Origin of the sequence: Pectobacterium versatile (assembly GCF_003932035.1) — a bacterium.
Lineage (GTDB): Bacteria > Pseudomonadota > Gammaproteobacteria > Enterobacterales > Enterobacteriaceae > Pectobacterium > Pectobacterium versatile.
Window position 1 is genome coordinate 3,144,572 of the sequence record NZ_CP034276.1, and the last position, 21,537, is coordinate 3,166,108.

Annotated in this window: 23 protein-coding genes and 1 pseudogene; 12 read left to right on the top strand and 12 right to left on the bottom strand. The window is 49.1% G+C overall.

The features are described from left to right. Nucleotides 1-9: 9 nt before the first annotated feature. The 11 genes from vapC to EIP93_RS14290 all read right to left on the bottom strand — a co-directional run bounded on the left by vapC (nt 10) and on the right by EIP93_RS14290 (nt 6,519). The gene (gene vapC, locus EIP93_RS14240) at nt 10-414 is read right to left on the bottom strand and encodes a type II toxin-antitoxin system tRNA(fMet)-specific endonuclease VapC (protein ID WP_103972302.1); all 405 of its coding nucleotides are present in this window, start codon (nt 412-414) and stop codon (nt 10-12) included. Further along, nucleotides 414-644 carry a type II toxin-antitoxin system VapB family antitoxin gene (vapB, locus tag EIP93_RS14245; protein ID WP_012765080.1) on the bottom strand — a complete coding sequence of 77 codons (231 nt, stop codon included), beginning with the start codon at nt 642-644 and terminating at the stop codon, nt 414-416. Before vapB ends, vapC begins: the two co-directional genes overlap by 1 nt. Before the next feature lie 93 nt (nt 645-737). Next, nucleotides 738-1,571: a DUF4942 domain-containing protein gene (locus EIP93_RS14250; RefSeq protein ID WP_125232875.1), complete on the bottom strand. Its 834-nt coding sequence runs from the start codon at nt 1,569-1,571 to the stop codon at nt 738-740. Nucleotides 1,572-1,689: 118 nt separating this feature from the next. Then, nucleotides 1,690-2,010, bottom strand: a complete 321-nt coding sequence (locus EIP93_RS14255; protein WP_125232876.1) for a TA system toxin CbtA family protein — start codon at nt 2,008-2,010, stop codon at nt 1,690-1,692. A gap of 68 nt (nt 2,011-2,078) precedes the next feature. Continuing rightward, the gene (locus tag EIP93_RS14260) at nt 2,079-2,414 is read right to left on the bottom strand and encodes a type IV toxin-antitoxin system YeeU family antitoxin (RefSeq protein ID WP_125232877.1); all 336 of its coding nucleotides are present in this window, start codon (nt 2,412-2,414) and stop codon (nt 2,079-2,081) included. A 39-nt stretch (nt 2,415-2,453) separates the two neighbouring features. Beyond that, complete coding sequence (gene radC / locus EIP93_RS14265; RefSeq protein ID WP_102118413.1) at nt 2,454-2,927, bottom strand: RadC family protein; 474 nt, start codon at nt 2,925-2,927, stop codon at nt 2,454-2,456. 152 nt (nt 2,928-3,079) lie between these two features. After that, nucleotides 3,080-3,607 carry a DUF4234 domain-containing protein gene (locus tag EIP93_RS14270; protein WP_102118412.1) on the bottom strand — a complete coding sequence of 176 codons (528 nt, stop codon included), beginning with the start codon at nt 3,605-3,607 and terminating at the stop codon, nt 3,080-3,082. A gap of 57 nt (nt 3,608-3,664) precedes the next feature. Continuing rightward, nucleotides 3,665-4,126, bottom strand: a complete 462-nt coding sequence (locus EIP93_RS14275; protein ID WP_125232878.1) for a hypothetical protein — start codon at nt 4,124-4,126, stop codon at nt 3,665-3,667. Nucleotides 4,127-4,267: 141 nt separating this feature from the next. After that, complete coding sequence (locus tag EIP93_RS22775) at nt 4,268-4,426, bottom strand: hypothetical protein (RefSeq protein ID WP_161569105.1); 159 nt, start codon at nt 4,424-4,426, stop codon at nt 4,268-4,270. Nucleotides 4,427-4,609: 183 nt separating this feature from the next. Then, the gene (locus EIP93_RS14285; RefSeq protein ID WP_125232879.1) at nt 4,610-5,497 is read right to left on the bottom strand and encodes a GTPase family protein; all 888 of its coding nucleotides are present in this window, start codon (nt 5,495-5,497) and stop codon (nt 4,610-4,612) included. 95 nt (nt 5,498-5,592) lie between these two features. After that, nucleotides 5,593-6,519 (bottom strand): hypothetical protein, encoded by a 927-nt coding sequence (locus tag EIP93_RS14290; protein WP_240040888.1) that lies wholly within the window; start codon nt 6,517-6,519, stop codon nt 5,593-5,595. Between the two features lie 572 nt (nt 6,520-7,091). Here EIP93_RS14290 and EIP93_RS14295 point away from each other — a divergent pair. The 12 genes from EIP93_RS14295 (at nt 7,092) to EIP93_RS14350 (ending at nt 20,783) form a co-directional block, all read left to right on the top strand. After that, nucleotides 7,092-7,694, top strand: a complete 603-nt coding sequence (locus tag EIP93_RS14295) for a YagK/YfjJ domain-containing protein (protein ID WP_125232881.1) — start codon at nt 7,092-7,094, stop codon at nt 7,692-7,694. Nucleotides 7,695-7,781: 87 nt separating this feature from the next. After that, entirely contained in the window at nt 7,782-7,994 is a 213-nt protein-coding gene (locus tag EIP93_RS14300; RefSeq protein ID WP_116166483.1) for a helix-turn-helix transcriptional regulator, read from the top strand. A gap of 92 nt (nt 7,995-8,086) precedes the next feature. Then, the gene (locus tag EIP93_RS14305; protein ID WP_125232882.1) at nt 8,087-8,509 is read left to right on the top strand and encodes a putative zinc ribbon protein; all 423 of its coding nucleotides are present in this window, start codon (nt 8,087-8,089) and stop codon (nt 8,507-8,509) included. A 155-nt stretch (nt 8,510-8,664) separates the two neighbouring features. Then, nucleotides 8,665-9,246: a hypothetical protein gene (locus EIP93_RS14310; RefSeq protein ID WP_125232883.1), complete on the top strand. Its 582-nt coding sequence runs from the start codon at nt 8,665-8,667 to the stop codon at nt 9,244-9,246. A 249-nt stretch (nt 9,247-9,495) separates the two neighbouring features. Next, on the top strand, nt 9,496-10,014 hold the full coding sequence (locus EIP93_RS14315) for an Hcp family type VI secretion system effector (RefSeq protein ID WP_039503589.1): 519 nt from the start codon (nt 9,496-9,498) through the stop codon (nt 10,012-10,014). A gap of 120 nt (nt 10,015-10,134) precedes the next feature. Then, entirely contained in the window at nt 10,135-11,964 is a 1,830-nt protein-coding gene (locus EIP93_RS14320; RefSeq protein WP_125232884.1) for a type VI secretion system Vgr family protein, read from the top strand. 28 nt (nt 11,965-11,992) lie between these two features. Then, nucleotides 11,993-12,436, top strand: coding sequence for a DUF1795 domain-containing protein (locus EIP93_RS14325; protein WP_125232885.1), 444 nt, complete (start codon nt 11,993-11,995; stop codon nt 12,434-12,436). Next, nucleotides 12,429-16,703 (top strand): RHS repeat-associated core domain-containing protein, encoded by a 4,275-nt coding sequence (locus EIP93_RS14330; protein ID WP_125232886.1) that lies wholly within the window; start codon nt 12,429-12,431, stop codon nt 16,701-16,703. Before EIP93_RS14325 ends, EIP93_RS14330 begins: the two co-directional genes overlap by 8 nt. A 15-nt stretch (nt 16,704-16,718) precedes the next feature. Then, entirely contained in the window at nt 16,719-17,156 is a 438-nt protein-coding gene (locus EIP93_RS14335; RefSeq protein ID WP_039503597.1) for a hypothetical protein, read from the top strand. Nucleotides 17,157-17,767: 611 nt separating this feature from the next. Continuing rightward, nucleotides 17,768-19,222: a flagellin N-terminal helical domain-containing protein gene (locus tag EIP93_RS14340; RefSeq protein WP_125232887.1), complete on the top strand. Its 1,455-nt coding sequence runs from the start codon at nt 17,768-17,770 to the stop codon at nt 19,220-19,222. Between the two features lie 51 nt (nt 19,223-19,273). Further along, nucleotides 19,274-19,819 carry a helix-turn-helix transcriptional regulator gene (locus EIP93_RS14345; RefSeq protein ID WP_125232888.1) on the top strand — a complete coding sequence of 182 codons (546 nt, stop codon included), beginning with the start codon at nt 19,274-19,276 and terminating at the stop codon, nt 19,817-19,819. A gap of 88 nt (nt 19,820-19,907) precedes the next feature. Further along, on the top strand, nt 19,908-20,783 hold the full coding sequence (locus tag EIP93_RS14350) for a phosphorothioated DNA-binding restriction endonuclease (RefSeq protein WP_125233346.1): 876 nt from the start codon (nt 19,908-19,910) through the stop codon (nt 20,781-20,783). A 96-nt stretch (nt 20,784-20,879) separates the two neighbouring features. Here EIP93_RS14350 and EIP93_RS23090 read toward each other — a convergent pair. Continuing rightward, nucleotides 20,880-21,112, bottom strand: a pseudogene (locus tag EIP93_RS23090) (transposase); the annotation flags it as partial. Between the last annotated feature and the right edge of the window lie 425 nt (nt 21,113-21,537).

Sequence of the window (21,537 nt, forward strand, 5' to 3'; positions counted from 1 at the left end):
ATTGTCAGCCTATCTACCGACCCAGTTTTCTACGCGCAATCCTGGCACACGCTCAAACTCACGCACATTGTTCGTTACCAGAATCAAACCTGCGGACCGCGCATGACCCGCTAACATGGCATCATACGGGCCGATGGGGGTTCCTTGTCTTGCCAGTTCCGCACGAATTTGCCCCGTATGTACGGCAGCGTCAAAGCCATAAGTTTGCACTTCCAGACGCGCAGAAAACCCTTCAATCACGGCAAGATTCTTTTCTGGATTTACCGATTTCTCCGCACCATAGATCAGTTCCATCAGCGTGATAGAACTGATAGCAAACTGCCCGTAATGGCGGTAAAAAGCGTCCCTGACTTCCTGCGGTTTGTTCTTGATGGTGTAAATACAAATATTGGTATCGAGCAGATATTTAAGCATCAGAAATCTTCCCTGATCTGATCATCGGGCTGCTCTCTGGTGATCATAAAGTCAGGCGTAACGCCATCCTCTTCGAACCAACTGTCCCAGCTTTCGCCTGCCGGAGTAATGATTCGTGTGCGACCAATCGCGACGATATCAACCTGCTTAACATCATCCGGCAGTGCAACGGCTTTAGGGAGTCGTACCGCCTGACTGCGATTGCTTTTAAATACTGTAGTTTTTTCCATGGCAGTCTCCTAGGAGAAATTTTGTTCTATCGATAGCATAGAATATTGATGGGATATGTCAATGGGATATACCTGCGTAGCATGATTGTTTAATCACCTCGCCGCCAACATCCCCGGATAATGTTTGGCAATAATGTCGTTCATCTGATCGATCAGGTCAGAACGTTTAAAGGTGAGATGCCCGGTGCCTTTCTGAAAGTAACGCACACTAAAGAACTCATCCTCGTATTCCTGCTGATGGGGATTATCGCGAATATGGTCCATCAGCCGGATGGTGACATCGCCTCGGTTGTCGGGGATCGGTTTGCCATCCAGCAGATACAGCATACGTTCCAGATCGGCCAGTTGATCTCTTCGCCAGCCCCAATTCAGACCAAAGCCCCAACGGTTATATGTCACCAAATTATTGATAATGACTTTCTTACCGAAATAACAAGGGTGATTGGTTTTGTAATCCCATGATAACCCTTTAAACACGTTGAGCACCCCACGCTCGAATACCTCTTGCTTGCTCTGGTGAAGTTGCTCAAACGTGCTGAGGATATTGGCTTCGCTGATGGCAGGTAGCTCGCCCTCATCCAGATTCTTGTGCCACTGGCTACGGGCTTCAGCATCCATCAGCGATAACATACCGGATTTCAGCATCAGGTCACGCCAGATATTGCGATCCAGCGTGCGGGTGATGGTAGGTATCGATTTATCAGGCATTTCTGTCAGCCAGCAATCGTAGCGGTGCCCTTGCTTTAACGCCCAGTCTTCAGCGGTGCCGCCACCTATAGACACAGTTAATGTTGAGATTGCCTGTAACTGTTTGATGAGTTGCTCTATCTGCTGTAAAGCAGCATCACGTCCGGTAACGATGCGTTCAATGTTGGTCGAGCAAATCAGCTCGGTGTGTTCGGTCAAAACCTCGGGTTCAATTTGCATAGTTTGCGGTCCATACATAAAAAGCAAATGCGCCAGCCGGTCAGGGCTGGCGCATTATGCATCGGGGAAGAGGATAAATAGATTTGGCCTGGTATTACTGGAAAGCGGCTCGCAGTCTTTATGCTTTGAGCAAGCCGGTAGCGCGTCTGGCACGGAGAACATCAACAGCAGTGAGAAATAGCGATTGCTCCTGCCAGTTAAAACCGTTGCGATCGATACGTACCAGTTCGTATTTTTCCACCAGAAAATTCACGGCATTGACCAACGTGATGCCAACATCGATATGCTCCTGAATTACGTTTTCCTCACAGAACGGTGTGTCGTTCAGCGTCAGGCCGTAGTGCTTTTCCATAAGGTAGGTCAGCAGTTGCTGCCAGGCGGCTATAGGTGACGGACAGGGGTTATCCTCCCGTGACGGGATTGCAGGTGTTGTTTGCATGGGAATACTCTCTACAGGTTAAGTCGATAAAATCAGGAAAATGCTCAGGATGGGAGAGAAGCTGCGGGTTATTGTGTTGCCGCTGAAGAGGGATAAATAGCAATATACACGTAGCCAAAACTGCCTAGCGTATCGGCTTCACAGGTCCATTCGTTGCAATGCAGTACGATGCAGCCTTGCTGACAGGGATTCAGTTCTCCCGTTCGTAGTTTCTGCTCCAACTGCTTAATCAGCTCAGGGAAGACGTGTTCCAGACTACGGGCTTCTGCCTGGCTAAAAGTACCGATAAAGCCGGCCCGGTCTGCCAGATAGTGCAGACGGTTACCTTCCTGAACCAGCCTGGCTCCGAATCGCGGCGTGACGGCACATTTTAATCCCCATTCTGGGGTATCCGATGATGGCATAATGGTTTCCTTATAAAAGCGCTGTAGTAAATGCGGTCATCACAGCCAGCCGCGTTCAGCGAATGACACTACCTCAGCGCCGCCGACGACCAGATGATCGAGTACTTTGACGTCGAGCTGTGAGAGTGAATCCTTTAGCTTATCGGTGATATGACGGTCAGCCTGGCTGGGCTCGGCCCAGCCGGATGGGTGGTTATGTGCCAGTATCACGGCAGCGGCATTATGGCGCAGTGCCGATTTAAGAATTTCACGCGGATGCACTTCGGTGCTGTTGATACCGCCCAGAGCGATAATTTCCTTTTCTATTAGGCGATGCTGGTTATCCAGATACAGCACCATAAAGACTTCACGCTCCAGGCTACTGAGCTCCAGCAGTAACCAGCGTTTGGTGTCCTCCGAGGTTTTGAACTGTCGCGCATTTTTACGCACACGTTTTTCCAGCAGGCACAGCGCCATCTGGATGATGCGCTGTTCTTTGGACGCAACGCAGCCTGCCAATGAATTACATGACATGGTAATTCCTTAAATGTTAGGATTGATATGAAGAAAAGAGAGAAAAGCCGACTCAGATTTATTCCCCCACAAACATAAGCGGGATGACATATTTCTATCTATCAAAAAAGAAAATGCTCGCTTATATAAGCGAGCACTAAAAAGTCAGGCTGTCATTGCTGCGTTGGTGGAGTTTGTTTTGATGGTTCTTCCGATAATGAAGAAGAGCCATAAATGATTTTATGTTTTGCCAATGCATCCGGCATAGCATTGATACAGTATGTAATGTAATACACGTTAAAAACAATGGTATAAAACACATTCATTTTCAGATCAAATCTGAATTCCATCAACGCATAATGTCGTAACGCTGTCCGTGCCTTAAAAGCCCATACAACATAGAGTACTGCGCAAGCTAATGAGAGTATCCCACTCAGTGCCAGCAAAGTGTCGCTGGTTGGATCGTATCCATAAATATCCGTCGACACCATTGACGCCAGTTGACGCGATATTCCGAAACATATCGCAATCCAAATAACAAATAGCTCATTGGAAAATGGATATTTGGTTATCTCACTAATTATGTTTTGCTTTTTGAAAAGCCACACGATAGGCCACACACCGCACGTAACCAGGGTCAATAAAACAAAGTTGAGCGTTTTAGTATCAAGACGCTGTTTAAGTTCGGAAATATCAGACATGTTAATTCCTAATAATTAATGGAGACTCGGTAATAAAATCATGAGAAGAGAATAAAATTAGTCATTGCTCGGTGTACATCCTGTCTTGCTATATTCTGGCAAGACGTTTTTAGCACCATTTAAGGTAAAAGCCGCGGGCTTCACTCCACTGCCAGACACAATAACGCGTTTTCCAGTGCGGAATTTATCCCACATCCAGGCAAAATTATTTGCGCCTACTCGACTCGATGTTTCACTTACACTGAATGCGTCATCATCATCGATTTTTACTTTTATGATTTCATTGGTATCTGTACTAACAGAGTGACCATTAACATCCGTAAAGATGAGCACTTCTGGGCGATAACCTGAATCTTCACAAGCCAGGTATAACCGCGATTTTCCTTTACCCAAAATGCTATACTCGGAAACACCTTGCCCCCATCCGCTCACCCATTCATTCTGGTTACCAAAGGCCTGAACGAGACTGGGTATTAATGATGCCGTCAGCAGTACAGTAATCAGTAACTTATTTTTCACTCTATCAATCCTTTTTATTTGAATCAGAAACCGGCCCATCCGCCTACCGTGTTGATGATGAAAAGCAGGCAAGCCATAAAAATCACCAGCGTGATATACCAGCGCATAAAACGTCCGAAGAGTTTTAACAGTGTTTTCATATTATTTTTCCCTGCAAATCAGGTAATAAAGCAATCCTGCCAGTAGTGGGTCGATGACCAGCCCGAGAATAAACCAGCCCCAGAATGAGCGACCGTTACTGGATGCCACGCATCCCAACACGATTGCCAGTCCAACCCAAAGCAGTAACAACGGCATCATTGCCCTCCAGACGCATACGCGCTACATGAACATGTAATTGATTCGTAAAAGTAAAAAAATCTCAGAATAGAATGTCGATTTTATAGCGGGGAGAAATAGCGGTATAACAAATCAATTCGATCGGTTCGATCGACAAAATCGATTGGTGACGATAAAGAAACCTGATGGGAAGCAGCAAAAACGTTAGTCGAAGAAGAAAGACCACACGGCATTTGCCACTCTGGCAACTGAATGGGTGACGCCATGCAGCACCTGTTTTGCCACCTGAGGCAACGGCGCGTGGTCAATGACCCAATCCACCGCACTGATTACCGTGTCGGAAAACCCAGCCTGGGCCTGCTCTATCGCGCTGTCGGTTTGGTGCTCGGCACGTAAATGAGGAATGACCGGACTACGAGCCTGCTTTGGGAGAAGGGTTATCATAGCCTCCACCATCTTTCCCAGTTGATAATGGCCTTTAACGGAAAGCGGTAAAATGTTCTCTGCCACGATACCGAGTTGTTGTCCGATAGCCGCCTGCTTTTGTGCTATATGTTCCCATTGCCTAGATGACGGCTGCGCAGAGGCCCAGCGCCATTCCTCGCTCGGTTCAATTTTGTCGACCTGATTGAGCAGCCAGAGTATCGGCGGATGCCCACCATTCACGGAACCGAACACATCACGGTAAAACTGCTCTTCGGCAGAATAGGCGCGGTCATCAGCCTTCAATACCCACAGCACCATATCCAGCTCCGGCAACAGGGATTGATACAGTGCGCGATATTCCTCATCCCGCTGCTGGCTCTCACCGACGCCCGGTAAATCAACCAGCGTGAGATAATGACGCCCAAAACGCAGACGAATACGCTGTGGTTCACGGGTACAGGCTGCGACAGCATTCACCGCACAGACCTCGCTGCGAAACAGCGCATTGCATAGGCTGGATTTTCCTACGCCGGTTTTGCCCATAATGCCAATCACCGGTTCATAGGTGACCAACCGGGTCAACTCCTGCATAAGGGCATGACGTAACGAACGGGGATAACGCCGCAGATGGCGGCGGATCAGGGAATAACCTGACGATTTTTTCATATCAGCCTCAGAATGAAAAAGGCCATCCGGGATGGATGGCCTGATGAATTGAAATAGGTGGTAATCCAATGAGGTGATATATAACTGAGATTTTTTTAGTTTTTCTGATTCAGTTCTACCCATGCTTTTTCTATCAGAAATTCGATCACATCAGCCCTGTTACGGTTAAAACGCTTCTCAAGTTTTACCAGCGTTTTTTTAGAACTTTCAGAAATACGAATATTTACTGGTGCTTTGGTGGCAACTTTCTTACGATGCTTCATATTTGCATAGCGTTTGCGCAACGTATTTAGAAAAAGCGTCTTTGTATCTCTGCGCTCATTCCATAAGTAGTAAATAAAAGGGATGGCACGAAACTTAATGTTCCGGCTAATTTCCGAGGAGCCAAAATCACTTAATAAATAATTATTTTTATTTAATTGTTCCCATACCCATTCGGTATGAACAGATTCTGCTTCAGAAAACCAGGAGAACTCATCTTTGATACTGCTCCTTATACGAGAGTATTCCTTCCGGATTTCATCGAGGATATCCTGTAGATCGCCAAGATATAATGGAAGAATATCCAAAATATATAACCCAGCGATCAAACATTGTTCGGCAGTATCTGGGGTACGAAGAGGGAGTTCGTCACGAATGATTTTATGTTTATTTCTATCTCGACGATAAAGACGTCGAGAATAGCGAGTAATTTCATCTAAAAGGGTATTTTGACAGGTGAATTTTCTGAAAATGAATAGCCAAAAATAAACACAGGCATTTTTATCATGTGCAATCCATGTTACCGAAGATTCATCAATGAAACGATTTTTGTATCGTTCCTGATACCTGATAACCCTCCGAACAATATCCATATCGCCATCGTTATCTCTTAACATCCGATCAATGCTGTTATTAATAACACTATTGCATCGGAGAAGGTCCCTCTTGCCCCCCAATGCAAATTGTCGAGCCTCATCCAAAAGATCCAGGCGCCAGAGAAGATAAACCCCCTCCCTGATGGACTTAACTTCAATATGCATACTCATCTCCTACCCTCCATTGCTGGTGTCTTCATTTTTTAATGAAACTACTACAAACATCATCAAAAAACCATGATTCATGAAGCTAAAATCAGGCTATCTAAAAGCATGAAAAAGGCATCTTTTCTTACGAATTACTGATGCGTATAGTCGTGTTTTTCAGGTTATTCATGCGTGATTCATAACAGATATCATACAATTTTATTTTAAGTAAAAAACATAAAATCAAATAGTTATAGATTTACAATGAACTTATTGAATGTGATAATTTAGTACTGTTTGATTGATTTATGGAAGAATGGATATGAACCGGCCTCATGACATGAGGGTGATTCGTCGCTGATGTGATTCATTAAGGAATAAAGTATTATTTAATAAATTCAATTTAATAAATTCAGTCATCACTGTTAGATAAATAATAACACTTTTCGCTTAGTTACTAGTCGAATTATTAAAAATATCCAAAATCGGATGTGTTAATATAAAAACAACCCATCAGTCATACTCCGTTTATCGTTAAAAATTAACGCACTGAATAATTATCATGAGATAAACCTACCGGAATAGACATCATGAAAAAACGTCAGTGTAAAAGCATCAATCCAAACTATCAGCATGACATGCATCTGAACCAAAAACTTAGAGCACATCAGGAGATGTTGTTCCTGCGTTACTCAAAGTTACTGATGTTGCGCGTAGACTTCGCGTACATTAAAACGAGTTACGAATTTAAGCACTCAGATAAAAATACCATTGTAGGGGACATGGTTAAGTTACTCCAACAAAGCTTGAATATAAAAGGACTTGTAGGGTACGTGTGGGTACTGGAATATACCGAATTTCATGGCTTTCATATCCATGCAGCATTTTACCTTAACGGTCAGAAACACCGTAAGACATGGAATACGTTTCTTTCTGTAGCTGAACTCTGGGATGATATTACCGATGATGCGGGTTATACGCATTGGTGTAACCCCCGGAAATATTATGACGTACAGGGTGAGCGCGTTACCTCCTGGGACAACAATACTGGTCGAGACGACATGCTATATATTCTGAGTTATCTCAGTAAAAAGGTTCAGAAGACAGACAGAATTATTTTTCAGTGCAGCGATATTCCTTCCCAATGTAAAAGTGGAGGACGCAACAGAAACAAACGCCGCTCTCATTTGTAAAAAATTACTCCGCTGGTGAATCATTTGAAGGAGTTCACCAATTTTATTTTTCCGGCTCCTTCTCCATTCACCAGAGGAGAAAAAACGATGAGCACCACAACCGATTACCGCCTTCTTAGAGACCAGTTCGTGGATATGTCATTTATCACGCAGTTGACCGGATTAACCGACAAATGGTTTTACAAACTGATTCAACTGGGTGAGTTTCCGAGGCCGATTAAGCTGGGCCGCAGTTCCCGATGGCTGCAAAGTGAAGTCGAAATCTGGTTACAGCAACGTATCGACCAATCTCGCCAGTAGCCACACTTTCTCAACCCTACTTATTTTCCTGCTAACAGCGATAGAACAATCTCTACGCACGCACTCCTTGTCGCCAGAAATGGAACCAATTTATGCGCTTTCTAAAATGCTATCTGGCTAATAACGCCAAAAATCGTTTTGTTAGTTCGACCGAGGCTAGCCGCCTGCCTCAAGGTCACTGGACGTGTACATCCTGTGGCTGCACGTTAATCCTGCATAAAGGTTCTCAACATGAAAGGGCCTGGTTTGAGCATGACCTGCTCAATATAAGTTCAAAAAAACTGATGGCATGTCCCTATCGAGACCCCGAAGAGAAAGAAGAGGAAAGGATTAAAAAATTACGGGAGCAGGTCTTTGCCAGTTACGTTCTCCCTAAACCGAAAAGCTGGTATTGCGTACTGTGCAAAAAAGACTATACCGGTAAGAAACTCTGCCCAACATGTAAAGACGGTATCTACAGTGTTGTCGCCAGGAAGAAGGGACATGAATCCGAGGAAGAAGATCATCAGGAATAGATAATCCAGACGCGTTATCTCTCCCATCATTTCAGACCGAAACAGCGCCGTATCCCCTCCTCCTTATTTCATTTTCCCTGGATAACAGGCTGTCATCCGACTTCTCCGGAGAACATCGGCTGTCTGTTATTCCGCATATTGGAGACATTTTCCAAATGACACGTAACACGACGCTATCTACATTGCTGGATAAGTACCAGAGTCATCTTGATGACAGTACAACGTACGCCATCCGTCAGGGTATCAGTACGAGAAAAATTCATGCCTTCCATCAGTTGAGTCTGACGACAGTGTCTCTGCCTGGCCAGCGTAAAGCGCATCTGATTATTCCCGCGAGACTAATGCAGCAATCAGATGTATCACGTATTGAAGCTGGTAGCAGAGCTATTCTGCCAGTGAAGGCTGTTCGCTATCTTCGCCGATACCCTATGCTGAACGGTATTCTGATCAGCGAATGTGACCGACTACATCTGGATGAATTGGGTTACACCCTTCAAAGACTATTTGATCGGGAAAACGATACTGGGGTTCAGGAAACGTTAACGCTACTGTGCTGGTCTGAGCTACTTGACGGCCTGTCTTATCGTGAATGGGCATCATTGGCAGATAAAACCGACAGACAGGTTCAGGTGTGGATTAACACCCGCCTGCGCACTCGGCCAACACGCCGGGCTGTGATTGACGAATACGTTTTCTTCGCCTGCTTTGGTTACTGGAGAGATTATTACCCTGCTTGATATTGATGAATTTATGAGATTCTCAGTGCCATTCATCGACAACACCTTTCAAGTAGACGGTTATCTCACACCTCTAACGAAAACTTTCAGAACAAATGCGCATTCTGCGCAACTTCTTGCTCAAATTTGACTTAGGGAAAATTTGGATTAAGTGATTATTTAGTAAAAACAATTAGATAAAAATTGGCATACGGATTGCTATACGGGACGTGAAGTTACTCATCACGTTCAACAACAAGGAGCAAGACTATGCCAACTCCATGCTATATCAGCATCGAAGGTAAAACGCAGGGCAATATCACCGCAGGTGCTTTCACGTCCGATTCTGTCGGCAACATCTATGTGGAAGGCCACGAAGATGAAATGCTGGTACAGGAATTCAAGCACGTGGTCACCGTACCGACCGACCCACAGTCTGGTCAGCCGTCTGGTCAGCGTGTCCACAAACCGTTCAAATTCACCGTCGCGCTGAACAAAGCGGTTCCGCTGATGTACAACGCCCTGGCGTCTGGCGAAATGCTGCCGAGCGTAACGCTGAAGTGGTATCGCACGTCTGTAGAAGGTAAGCAGGAGCACTTCTTCTCTACCGTGCTGACCGATGCCACCATCGTAGATATCGACTGCAAAATGCCACACTGCCAGGACCCGTCCAAACTGGACTACACCCAGTTAATCGAAGTGTCGCTGGCTTACCGCAAAATCGACTGGGAACACACCGTTGCCGGTACCTCTGGCTCTGATGACTGGCGTGCACCTGTCGAAGCGTAATTCTGTTGTATTCAACCTGGGCTTGTCCCGGGTTTTCTGCGTGTACTGCCCTGAGGTCTGATTCTCCCAGACCTGAGTGCAGACAACACGGTTTTCATCACGGGAAACGAGGGAATAAACGTGGCAAACAGTACAGGATTACAGTTCACGGTAAAGGTCGGTGCATTGCCTGCCTCAACCTTTGCCGTGGTGGATTTTCAGCTCAGCGAGGCACTTAACCAGCCGTTTGCCCTGTCGCTGAATCTGGCGAGTGCCTTGCCGGATATCGATTTTAGCGCTGTGCTCGACCAGCCCTGTGAGCTGCTGGTGTGGTATGAAGGCGAACTCCAGAGGCGCGTGAGCGGCATTATCAGTGCCTTCGCGCAGGGCGACACCGGTTTTCGCCGAACCCGCTATCAGGCAGAGGTTCGCCCGGCACTGTGGCGATTGGGGCTGCGTACCAATGCCCGTATCTTTCAGGCGCAAAAGCCGGAGGTCATTATCGGTACGTTGCTGGAAGAGTCTGGTATTACCGATTATGCCTTTGCGCTGCGTCACGAGCACGCCCCGCGCGAATACTGCGTACAGTACCGTGAAAGTGATTTGGCGTTTGTCACCCGTCTGGCAGCGGAAGAAGGGATGTACTTCTTCCATGAGTTTGAAGAAGGCAAGCACCGCGTCGTCTTTGCCGATGATGCCGGAGCGCTTAGCAAAGGCCCGGAGCTGTTCTTCAACCTCGCCACGCAGGGGCTGAGTGAAGGCGAGTATGTCAGACGTTTCCGCTACGCCGAAGCCGTCAGCACCGCCGAAGTCGCGCTCAAGGATTACAGCTTCAAAACCCCGGCGTATGGCCTGCTGCACAGCAAGATGAGTGGCGAGCTGGCGCACCAGCGCGAAAGTTATCAGCACTATGATTACCCCGGGCGCTTTAAACAAGACCCGAGCGGCAAGGCCTTTACCGGCTACCGACTGGATGCGTTAAGGGCGGGTGCCATGACTGGCTCCGGCGAATCCAATGCCGCGATGTTGATGCCGGGCAGCAGCTTTACCCTCACCGAACACCCCAATCCGGCACTCAACAGCGGCTGGCAACTGGTTGCCATCACCCACAGCGGGCAGCAACCGCAGGCGCTGGAAGAAGAAAGCGGCGGCGAACCGACTACCTACAGCAACAGCTTCGAGGTCATCAGCGCCAAAAGCACCTGGCGTGCCGACCTGCCGTACAAACCGATGGTCGATGGCCCGCAAATCGCCACCGTGGTTGGCCCCGCAGGTGAGGAAATCTACTGTGACGAATATGGCAGAATAAAACTGCAATTCCCTTGGGACCGTTACGGCTCCAGTAATGATCAGAGCTCCTGCTGGGTACGCGTTAGCCAGGGCTGGGCCGGTGGTCAGTACGGCCTGATAGCCATCCCGCGTATCGGCCATGAGGTTATTGTCAGCTTCCTCGAAGGCGACCCTGACCAGCCTATCGTGACGGGCAGAACTTTTCATGCCACCAATCCGTCACCGTACCCATTACCTGCAAACAAAACGCGTACTTCAATCCGCACCTCAACGCACAAGGGCTCAGGTTTCAATGAGCTGCGCTTTGAAGACCAGGCCGGTCAGGAAGAGGTGTTTATCCATGCCCAGAAAGACATGAACACCGTGGTGCTGAATAACCGTAGCACTACCGTGACCGCTGACCACACTGAAAGCGTCGGGGGCAATCAGGCGGTATCGGTAGTGAAAGACCAGTCCACTGAAATCCAGGGGCAGCAGAGTATCGCCGTGACCAAAAACCGCAACACGGTCGTGGATGACAACGACAGCCTTCAGGTGAAAAACAACATTGCCATCCAGTCGCAGAAGGGGGACATCCTGATAGCCACGGACAAGGGGTTTATTGGTATCGGCGCGGACGGGGTCATCAACATCAAGGGTACCCACATTGTCATCAACGGCCAGCAAATCGACCTGAACTGAATAACAAGAACAACAAGGACACGTGAACATGTACCAGATGAACGAAGGCACGCTGGCTATTCCTGCGCAGTGGCGCGATGAATCCCTGCACGTTTTTGTCTTGCCGGATGAAACCACTAACCTGGTAGTTAACCGCACCCCGACCGAATCCGGTCAGACGCCAGATGGGGTGTATCAGAAAACGCTGGAGCAGTTTTCTACCCATCTCAATGGTTATAAGGAAGTGCAATCCTGGGATCTGACACTGTCGGGCGCGCCAGCCCCGGCGCTGGAATACACCTGGCAGTCACCGGAGGGCCAGATGCATCAGGTGGTGGTGATGCAGGTACGTGGCGACCTGCTGCTGACGTTCACCATTACCGCCGCTGACGTGCTGAGTGATGATCGTAAAAAAGCATTATTGGCGGTGATCGAGACCTTCAACGCTGCTGAGCCTGCCACATCGGAGGGGATGGAGAGCGGCGATGCGTGATGACATTCTGGCCCGTATTGCGCGTGTCGGCGCTATGCACGCGGGCAATCGGCCCACGCTGCCATCGGACTTACCGACACCTGGTAGCGGCTCGCCGCCGACCTCGCCGGGCAAGCCTATCAAACACAGCAGCTTTCTGGGGGCGCTGCTCGGTGCCGTTGCCGGGGCGCTGGTTGCTGCCGCGGTCGCGGCGGTGGCCGTTGCCCTGGTGGGCGTCACCGGTGGACTGGCGATTGCCGTGGTCGGTGGGCTGGCGGTGTTGGGGGCAGGAAGCCTGATATCGGCGGTCAGTGGGCGCGTATCCGCCATGGTGGACAGTGCCTCACCGCCTGCGGGGAAAGTGGATAGCGGCTCACCGAATGTGTCGGTGGAAGGGAGTCCGGTTTCCCGTGCTGAAGTTGATGTCGTTCTCTGCACCAAACACAACGGTCCGCAACTGATTGCGCAGGGCAGCGAAACCGTCTTTGTGAACGGTCATCCGGCGGCGCGGATTGGTGATAAAACCGTGTGTGGTGCCACCATCAAGGATGGGGCATCGACGGTGTTCTTTGGCTCCGGTCAGGCTACTGTACTGGAGATACAGGACGAGTTCAGCGGCTGGCAGAAAGCGCTGCTGATTGCGGTAGAATTTCTGGTGCCGCCGACCCGTGGCCTGTTTCGCGGGTTGGGGAAGTTATTCTTTCGCGGCCCTAAGGCCGTGATGAAAGGACTGGGCGCCGGGGCACTCTGGGCGGGTAAGCGTCTCAGGCAAAAGACACGCTGTGCCACTCGTGCATTTAAGGCGAACAAGGGCCGGGCGCGGGTGACACAAGCGGCCAAAGCCTTCAAGAAAGACCCGGTGTATATCGCCAGCGGTGAGGTGATTGAAAACCGCACCGATATCGAACTGGGGCAGACTATCCCGCTGGTGTTTGAACGCACTTACCGTACCGCCTCTTCACATGCCGGATTAGTAGGCCATGGCTGGCAGGATAGCTGGAGTGAGGTTGCTACCGTCAGTCAGGATGAGGGCGACACCCATGTCACTATCACTCTGGCACAGGGCTATGACATTGATTTCACCTTCGGGCTCGGTTCCACTGTGGTGTACTGCGCCGAATACCCCGAATTCAAGCTGCTGCGGCGGCATAACGGTTTTCATCTCTGGCACCGCGACAGCCAGACCTGGCGTGCCTTTACCGCCAAACAGGATGACCAGTTGCTGTTGTCAACCATCACCGACAATCACCAGAACCGAATCGACTTTCTCCGCGACCCCAAAGGCTACCTGCGCAAGATACAGCACAGCGACGGCATCGAGCTGCTGCTGGTGTGGCAGGGTGAATTCCTGCGTCAGGTGCAGCGCATCGATGGCGGTCAGAAAACCGTGCTGGCCGAATACCGGCAGGATGAACAAGGCCGACTGGCTGAGGCGGATGCAGCCCATGCTTATCACCTGTTCTACGAGTATGACAGCCATCATCGTCTGACTCGCTGGCACGACAACGACAAAACCTGGGCGCGTTATGAGTATGACCATCAGGGCAGATGCGTCTACACCACTTGTGCCGACGGCTACCTGACGGCGAAGTTTGAGTATCTGGCCGACCGGGTGGTGATGACCGACGGGCTAGGCCAACGCAGTGAATATGGCTTCAATGACCTGCACCTGATGGCGTGGGAGACATCCCCGCTCGGCCATATCACCCGCTATGAGTATGACGATGTGGGTAACCTGCTGCGGGAAATCTCCCCGGCGGGCCGGGTGGTGGAATTTGCCTATCTGGATGATACCGGGCTGGTCAGCACCTTCACCGACGGCAGCGGCCACCAATGGCAGTACGCCTACGACGACCATGAGCGGCTTATCGGTATTACTGACCCACTCGGGCGCAACTGGGCATGGCAGTACGACAGCAAGGGCAACCCGCAGAGCCTGACCGGACCGGACAACAGCGAAGTGCACTTTGCCTGGAATCGCTACGGCCTGCTGACTGAAGTCAGCGATCATAACGGTCAGGTACAGGCCAGCCTGTTTTACGACCACCGTCAACGCCTGTTGGGCGCCACGGATGCGGAGTCCCGTACCCAGCAACTACGTTATGACCAGCAGGACAGACTGACCACCTGGACGCGCCCGGATGGCTCAACCTATCGGCTGGGTTATCGCCGTGCAAGCTGGAAGCTACCGGAGCAACTACTGCGTCCGGACGACAAGCAGGAGCAGCGCCAGTACGATAAACACAACAACCTGCTGAACTATACCGACGGTAACGGTGCGGTGTGGCGACAAACCTACGGCGCGTTTGATTTATTAACGTCACGTACTGACGCAGCAGGTCGCACCTGGCAGTACGAGTACGACAAGGAAAGCCAGCAGTTGGTGTGCGTCACGGCACCGGACGGTAACCAGTGGCAGTGGTGGCTGGATGCCGATGCGCGGGTTATCCGCGAACGGGACATGGCGGGTACGGAGACCCACTACGGCTATGACGAAGACGGTCACTGCATCACCGTTCGTAACGGCGAAGGGGAAACCCGTCACTTCCTGCACGATGGGCGTGGATTACTGATAAAAGAAACGGCACCAGACGATATGCTGCACTACTGCTACGATGCGGCAGGCAGGCTTATCGACGTGACGTCTGCTACCAGCCATATCCAGTTGGAATATGACCTCCGTGATCGAGTAGTGCGAGAGTGGCTGAACGGCACACTTATCACCCGACTGTTTGACGATACTGTACGCACGGTGACTCGGACACTGACATGGGAAGGTGAAGAAGACAGCGCGGCGCTCACCAGTACCTTCCATCACCGTGCAACGGGTGAACTGCGCCAGGTCATGTTACCGGACGGTGCGGAGCTGACGCTGGTTCATGATGCCGCTGGTCGTGAATCTATCCGCCAGAGCAATAGTGGCTTTACTCAGCACCGTGAATACGATGCTATGGGCTGGCTGACGCGGGAAATGAGCGGCCAGACAGTGGACGGTCACCTGCAACCAGTGCAGACCCGCGAATACCTCTACGACGGCACAGGCAACCTGACCGGTACCCGACGCAACCGCGAGGCGGCAGGCTATCGACTCGATGCCAGCGGGCGCGTGCTGTCAGTACTGAGCGGCGGCGCAGGACGTACCGTCAACACAGAAGAGCAATACTGCTACACCCGTAGCGGGCTGCCGCAGGACGCGACAAGGCTGACCGAATGGCAGGCCGGACGCCTGACCCAACAGGACAACACTCACTACCAGTACGACAAGGCCGGAAGGCTGATACGCAAACAGGTGGTGCAGCCGGGCTATCGACCACAGGTGTGGCACTACCGCTGGGACAGCCGCAACCAGCTCAGGGTGGTGGACACGCCGACAGGAGAGCGCTGGTCCTACCGTTACGACCCGTTCGGACGACGCATTGGCAAGCGCTGTGAGCAAACGCAGGACGAACTCCGCTACCTGTGGGATGGCGACCAGATTGCCGAAGTGCGCCACCATCGTGACGACCAGCTTATCAGCCGTCGCCACTGGGTGCATAACGGCTGGGAACTGCTGGTTCAGCAACGCCAAAATACAGACGGTAGCTGGGAGACGGGCTTTGTCACCAGCGGCCATAACGGCGAACCGCAGGCCATATTTAACCAGCAAGGTGAGCTGCGCTGGCAGGCTCCACGCACCAATTTATGGGGCCAGCGCTATACAGATAATACTGAAAATCTCGATCCGGAACTGGCCTTTGCCGGTCAATACCGTGACGCGGAAAGTGGCTTGTGCTATAACAGATTTCGGTATTATGAACCAAGTGGTGGTGGTTATATCTCGCCAGACCCTATAGGAATAGCGGGCGGCGAGAATAACTACGGTTACGTCCAGAATCCGACCTGTTGGGTTGATCCGTTTGGGTTGGCATCTTGCCGTCTTACTTATATGGGAAGAACACCTGGTAAAAAGACTAAAACAGGGCGAGCTGTTATTGAGCGAATGCGTGGAGAAGGTCGCATTCGTGGTTCAGGTGATAGGATGCAATTTAAAAGCTCAACTGATAGTAAGTGGTATCGTATTCAGGATGCTGATATGGCTCATTTAACTGATGCTGTTAAATATTGGAATCAAAAGGGTGGGTACTATGGGGCGAAATCTAAAGAGGTTAGAGCCTTTATGCGAGACCCCAAAAACTATGAGTTAGAGTATTTTGGACATAACCGTTCTCAGGGTGCAAGCCTACCTGATAGATATAGAAATCCAAGTGATTTTATTGGGCCTGCGGAAATCTCGCAATACTTTCTATGATTAAATAGGTGCGTAATGAAGATTCTTTCTGATGTAAGTCAAGAGTTAGAGGAATTAATAGTATCGGTAGTCGAAAAAGGTAATCATCTTCATGATGAAAAATCTTATGGACAGGCATTAGAAGAATATAATGAAGCTTGGAAATTACTCCCTGAACCAAAGCTAGATTGGGAAATTGCCAGTTGGATTTCTGCGTGTATATATAGTGCATATTTCGATATGGAGGATTTTCATGAGGCTAAAAAGTGGGCAGAGATTGCGTTGCAAACCAGAGGGTCGGATATAGATACAGCTCCGTTAATTGATCTTGGGATGGTTTGCTATGAGTTAGAAGAATATGATATGGCTTATAAACATTTTCATGATGCGTATAGCTACGGAAAGAAAAGAGCTTTTCAGGACCGACCTAAAAAATATCTTGATTTTTATTTGAATAAAATGTCGAAGAATTGAAGTTTCTGTAAAATTCAAATGGCATAGAATTTCTTATTCCGTAAATATCGTGATTACTAAATGAAAAATGGCAGATTTGTTTTTTGACCAGTCAAATTTTTTTAGTAAATCTGTCTTTTTTAATACGCAGGCAGGTGGCTCAACCGAGCTACCGCCCACAGGTATGGGTACCATTGGGACAGGCTAGAGGCTAATCCCCGTATCAATCACCAATCTCCCCCACTCAACCAGCACGGCGGTCGGTATCCCGGCCATAAATCCCGACTCTTTTAGCAGGCAGCCGTTAAGAATGATGAATGGTACGCCTATTCGGTCTAAAGATTACTGGGCAGACCACCAACCCGTTTAATTTTCATGCCGTTACGTGAACACTGATTCAGAGCGCTTTTGATCGGTAACGCCGATCGATACGATCGCATCGATCTATCAAAACGATTATCTTTTGATCGTCAGCGTCGATAAGCTATTGCCGAGAATAACCATAACGTAATGTTTTATCTGTTTTTATTCCCATTATCGGGAAGGGCTGACTATTGCCTTTTGTCCGGTAAATCAATAATCAGCAGATAAAAGGCATCCCGTTATTTCTGCCAAATCAGGACTGGTGCGCAATGACCCCGATTACCTCTCTTCATTTAACGATACGGAATCAACAGGATAAATCGGCCACCCGGTTGAGCCAGGCGATTGAACGGCTTTCATCGGGTCTGCGCATCAATGGTGCGAAGGATGATGCCGCTGGTCAGGCGATTGCCAACCGGATGACCGCTGATCTGAATGCCAACAACGTCATCACCAACGGAATGAAAGACGGCCTCAGCCTGATGCAAACGGCCGAGAGCGGGCTTAATGCCATCAATAATCTGCTACAACGTGGCAGGCAACTCGCGGTGCAGGCGGCAAACGGCACGTTGTCAGATACCGATCAGGCCAGCCTGAACGGCGAATATCAACAAATCAGGGAAGAGATCGACCGCATCGCTTCGTCGACACAGATCTTTGGCCGCTATCCGCTGGCTCCTGCTGAACCGGGCCCTCAGCCTGCTAAATTGGGAGAAACCTTACCACTGGCTGAAAAGTTTCCCGTCCCCAATATCAATCATCAATTTCCCTCCGGGGTAATTTCGCTGGCTTACATTCCTGCTGGCGCAAAAAATATCACTATCACCATCGACTCATTAAGCGCCGATGATGATATCCAGCTATTCGCGCGAGATGGCAGGCATCTGGCCGGTACACCCGCAGAAGGCACAGACGCCGATATCGTCTGGTCAGCAAACGGTGTGACAGACGAAAGCACCATGAATATCGCCGTGATTACGCAAGATAACGGCTTTTTACCTGGAGCCACCTACTCGGCAGATTCGCTACGGCAAGCCGGGGAATACAATATCAACACAGGGGCACAGACCACTTATCAGGGTATGACCATCACCTACAGCGGTGATGGCGACCGTTTTGAAGATGCCAACACCGGGGGATTTAACGATGGGAATGTGGGGGCAGCAAACCGACTGGAAAAAATTCACATTGATGAGGTGACAGAAGATCTGATTGTCATTGTGGTTGGCAGCGGCGTATTTAATAGCAGTGCAAGCTGGGATGAACTTCCCACACCGACAGAGCCTGCCCCGCCACTACCGCCTTCAGTACCAACCAGCAAAGAAACGACGTTTGTCGTCGGGGCGAGTTTCGGTGATCAATTGCAAACGGTCACTATCAACCCAACGCCAGCAGACAGCCAGTCGCTGGGGCTTTCCTCTGTCACGCTGGGTACACCTGAACAGGCCAGAGCGGCATTAGCCACATTCGATAACGCACTGAAAACTATGGACGGTTACCGCAGTGAATATGGCAGCCAGATGAACCGTTTTGAATCCGTCACTGCCGTACTGTCACAGGAGAAGGTTGCCATCGCTACCGCCCGCTCACGCATATTGGATGCGGATTATGCCATTGAGGTTTCCGTGATGACAAAATCCCAGATCCTACAACAAGCTTCTATGGCTGTATTGTCACAAGCCAATCAGCAGTCGGGAAACGTATTAAAGCTGTTACAGGGATGATGCGCCACCATAAACATCACGTTGCTATTTTTCTATCGAATCGCGATCGCCATGAGCATTGAAATATTCAGCCGCTGCCCTTTCACCACGGCGGCGTTTACCTGTCTGGGAAATAGGGATAACGGTAATGTGCCAATCACTGTTGTTGATATTGAACACGGTATCGACACAACACTATTGACTCACATCATTACCGCCGAACACCGGACATTCATCATTATTCTGAACAACCGCAAACATGCACCGATGATGGTGGCTAAAAAGGTATTACTGTTATCAAAGCACGCACCGATGAGCACGATTAAAAAAGTGATCTCTGCCCTATCATCATTCAGGGAAATAAAAGGCAAGACGATATCGTTATCACCGAATGAGAAAATATTCTTCGGCTATTGGCTGGACGGAATGGCAATAAAAACCATCGCAAAGAAGATGGTTATAACCCATAAAACCGCCAACAATATGAAAAACAATATCTACAGAAAATATGGCATAAAGGACCTGCTCACCTTTTTACTCATCGCCAGAATCTCACATATGCAAAGTATCACTCACGCCGAGCATCACAGGGTTATCTACGTTGATAAGGTGGCGTGAGGTAACATTCTGAGAGCAACTGGAGACTTGAATCCCACTGATTTTGCGAGCATTATTGCAATATATTCCCTTTCAGCCCGTGTTGCGTATGCCATCTGCTCAGGAACTTCAAACAGCAATTTCCAATATGTCTATATGGCGTAAAGGCGATCAACGTGCGCCTCATAAGCCATTGTTGCTGCTTTATGTTCTATCGGCCTATCAACAAGGACACCCGCGCCTGTTTCACTATGGCGACGAAATCCGTCCGCAGCTCTTGGCACTTTTGAACAGCTTTGGGCCACAGCGGCGTGCTCATTACCCTGAAATGCCTTTCTGGCGGCTGAAGGGAGATGGCTTTTGGCAGTTGCAGAACGACGAACATTGTTCACCGCAGAAAGGAAGTAAAGAGCCGCCAAATCGTGAGCTGATTCAGCACGGTGTCATGGGGGGATTTGATGAAGTCAGCTATCAACTATTATGCAAACAACCTCAACTTATCGATAAACTGGCTCAGCAGATTTTAAGCGAGCATTTTCCTGAAAGTGTTCAGGAAGTGATTGCCAACCGTCTGGAACTATCGCTAGACGATGTACGCAAGTATCGCGATCCTCATTTCCGTCAAACGGTACTACGTGCATATCAATACCGCTGTGCGGTCTGCGGTTATGATTTACGACACGATACAACGCCTGTCGGCCTGGAAGCCGCACACATCAAATGGAAGCAATACGGTGGCCCTTGCACCGTGACCAACGGATTAGCCTTGTGCTCAGTACATCATTCTGCGTTTGATATTGGTGTTATCGGTATTGATGACAGTATGAAGTTGATGGTTTCTGAAGGAGTGAACGGCAGCAAGATCGTCGAAAGGCTATTCTGGGATTTTGAGGGAAAGCCGCTGTTTCTGCCTAAAAAGCGGGAGTATTACCCACTTGATAGGTTTATTGAGTGGCATCGTGGGCAGGTTTTTAAAGGTCTCTGAGTTGCTTACTATCAGGAAAATAATACCGAGAGATTAAAAATTGCTTGGCTGCAAACCAGTTGAGAGCATTCAAAATGCTATGCCACGGTAAAAAGATTACAACGTAATAACGTTATCCAGTCGCCAGTCAAAATAGATAGCTAACTGCGACAATGTTAAATTCCAGTTCTGGATAGGCATTGTCCACTTCACCTGCTCATTCGCCAATTCCAGATAAAGCCGCTTTAATATGCTATTCTCGTAGGGAAGGTACCTTTGATTTTCGTCAATTTGCAAAATTCCTAGTGAACCGACTCAATGGTGTTAGTCGTGTGAATAGCCTTGCGAATAGGCGCAACTGCCACTATTTGAATTCAGAGATAGGGATAATCTTGTCGGTGGCGTCGCTAATCGTAGCGGTTACGATACTGAAATCGTGTAAATTTTAGACATCCTGACTGATGCTGGCGTAATTCATTCTTTGCGTGAACAGACTGATAATTTTCTGCTTAATCTCCTCTGACTGCGTAGCCTAGAACCACTTAACCAGTTGAGACTCAAAATTGCCGTTACAGTCATGCTGCGTAGCAGGTTCGACTGCCTATTGTGGCTTTGGTAATCTTCTTGTCGGAACCATTTTTACGGTTCGCGTCCACATCCTGAACCAGCTATGAGTCGAGTTCGGTGGCCAGAACTGATTCTGGTTAACTATTTCATTAATAATATTAATATGCCATTTTTTCCGGCCAATGCTTGGCTGGACTGGTGAGTTTTA